This is a genomic window from Kitasatospora sp. NPDC093558 (genome assembly GCF_040683475.1).
Taxonomy (GTDB): Bacteria; Actinomycetota; Actinomycetes; order Streptomycetales; family Streptomycetaceae; genus Kitasatospora.
Genome location: NZ_JBFBDY010000960.1, coordinates 1 through 1952, shown reverse-complemented (window position 1 = coordinate 1952; position 1952 = coordinate 1). Strand labels below are relative to the sequence as shown.

At 75.8% G+C, this 1952-nt stretch carries 3 protein-coding genes; all 3 read left to right on the top strand.

Annotated elements, in window-relative coordinates:
* Positions 1-112: 112 nt before the first annotated feature.
* The 3 genes from AB0O00_RS37410 (at position 113) to AB0O00_RS37400 (ending at position 1813) form a co-directional block, all read left to right on the top strand.
* Entirely contained in the window at positions 113-529 is a 417-nt protein-coding gene (locus AB0O00_RS37410) for a TOBE domain-containing protein (protein ID WP_363659152.1), read from the top strand.
* 85 nt (positions 530-614) lie between these two features.
* Positions 615-1061 carry a hypothetical protein gene (locus AB0O00_RS37405; RefSeq protein WP_363659151.1) on the top strand — a complete coding sequence of 149 codons (447 nt, stop codon included), beginning with the start codon at positions 615-617 and terminating at the stop codon, positions 1059-1061.
* Complete coding sequence (locus AB0O00_RS37400) at positions 1058-1813, top strand: glycerophosphodiester phosphodiesterase (RefSeq protein ID WP_363659150.1); 756 nt, start codon at positions 1058-1060, stop codon at positions 1811-1813. Before AB0O00_RS37405 ends, AB0O00_RS37400 begins: the two co-directional genes overlap by 4 nt.
* Positions 1814-1952: the final 139 nt, after the last annotated feature.

Sequence of the window (1952 nt, the reverse complement as noted above, 5' to 3'; positions counted from 1 at the left end):
GTGCCGGCGCCGTACCGGTGCTGCATCGCGGGCCGGGGCCCCCGTACGGCAGGATGGCGGCGATGCGCCCGTGCGCGTCCGCCCGTCCCCGAACCACCATCAGGAGTCGCTCATGGGCCAGCCCGACGTGCCGGTCAACCCGTACCGCATCGGCGAGGCCGCGTCGCTGCTCGGCGTCAGCGCCGACACCATGCGGCGCTGGGTGGACGCCGGGCGGGTCGCCGCCGAGCGGGACGAGCACGGCCACCGGATCATCCCCGGTGCCGAACTGGCGGCCTTCGCCCGCGAGTTGGCCCGGCCGGAGAACGCCGAGGCGGAGGGCAGGCCGTCCTCCGCGCGCAACCGCTTCCCCGGGATCGTCACCGACGTCGTACTCGGCGACGTGGCCGCCCAGGTGGAGGTGCAGGCCGGGCCGTTCCGCGTGGTGTCGCTGATCAGCCGGGAGTCGGCGGAGGAGCTGAACCTGGTGCCCGGCGCGCCCGCCACGGCCGTCATCAAGTCGACCAACGTGATGATCGAGCGCCGCTGATCCGTCCGCGGCGCTGATCCGTGCGCGGCGCACAGCCGCCGCCCGTCGCAGAGCAGTCCGAGCCGAACGAGAGGCCCCGACCGGGATGTCCCACCCGCACCTGCCGACCACCCAGAGCGCCGTGCTCGCGATCGAGGCCGTCGCCGACCGGCACGGCCGCACGGCCCGCGCCGAGCACGACATCGGCCGCGACCGGACCTTCGCCGGTCTGGTCGGCGACGGCGGCCCGGGCGGCGAGCTCGACGCCATCCCGCACGAGGCGCTGCTGGAGTTCGACGGCCGCCCGGCCGTCACCGTCCGCCTGTTCACGCACGACGAGGCGGTGGTGAGCGTCGAGGGCATCCCCTTCGACGTCGGGCGCGACAGCGTCCCCGCGTTCCTGAACTCGGTGTGGGGCGGCCTGGTGCAGGTCAAGGCCCGCACCTTCCCGCCGTCCACCACGATGACCGTCACCGTGCCCGGCGAGCCCGCCTACCGCGAGGGCATCGGCGTGCACGACCTCACCCCGTGGATCGCGGGGCTGATCCGATGACCGCCGACCGCACGCAGGCCTCCCCGACCCCGGCCACCCGAATCCCCGCCGACCGCCGGCCGGTGCTGGCCGTCGCCCACCGCGGCGACCCGTACCGCTACCGCGAGAACACCCTCCCCTCCGTCGAGTCCGCGCTCGCCCGCGGCGCCGACGCCGTCGAGGTGGACGTCCAGCTCACCCGCGACAAGGTGCCCGTCCTCCTCCACGACCGCACCCTGGAACGCCTCTGGGACGACCCCAGGGACATCGGGCGCGTCACCCTCGACCAGCTCGACGAGCTGCGCCACGGCGGGCTCGCCGTGCCGACGCTCGCCGAGGCGATCAAGACCGTCGCCGCCGCCCCCGAGGGCCGCCGGCTGCTCGTCGACCTCGACGAGCCCGGCCCGGCCGCCGTCACCTGGTCCGTCGTCACCGGCCTCGGTGCCGAACGGCTCGTCGCCTTCTGCGGCCCCGCCACCGCGATGCTCGCCGTGCGCGCCGTCGCCCCCGACGCCGAGATCGCGCTCACCTGGAAGCAGCCCCGGCTGCCCGTCCGCGCCCTGCTCGACGACCTGCGCCCGCGCTACCTCAACCCGCCCTTCGGCCTCGTCACCCCCGAGTTCACCGCCGCCGCGCGGGACGCCGGCCTCGCCGTCTCCACCTGGACCGCCGATCTGCGCCGCACCATGCGCCGGCTGCGCGACACGGGCGTCGACTCGATCACCACCAACCGGATCGACGTCCTGCGCTCGGTCCTGGACGGGCGCCGGTGATCGGCCCCGAGGCCCTCGGGCGTGCGGTGCTGGCCCGCCAGCACCTGCTCGACCGCACCGGCCTGGAGCCCGCCGAGGTGGTCCGCCACCGGGTCGGGCTCCAGGCCCAGGCCGCGCCGCAGCCGACCTACCTCGGCCT

Bases quoted from the DNA above. Each gene is read 5' to 3' on its own strand.
- AB0O00_RS37410 (WP_363659152.1), top strand. From the start codon at position 113: ATGGGCCAGCCCGACGTGCCGGTCAACCCGTACCGCATCGGCGAGGCC.
- AB0O00_RS37405 (WP_363659151.1), top strand. From the start codon at position 615: ATGTCCCACCCGCACCTGCCGACCACCCAGAGCGCCGTGCTCGCGATC.
- AB0O00_RS37400 (WP_363659150.1), top strand. From the start codon at position 1,058: ATGACCGCCGACCGCACGCAGGCCTCCCCGACCCCGGCCACCCGAATC.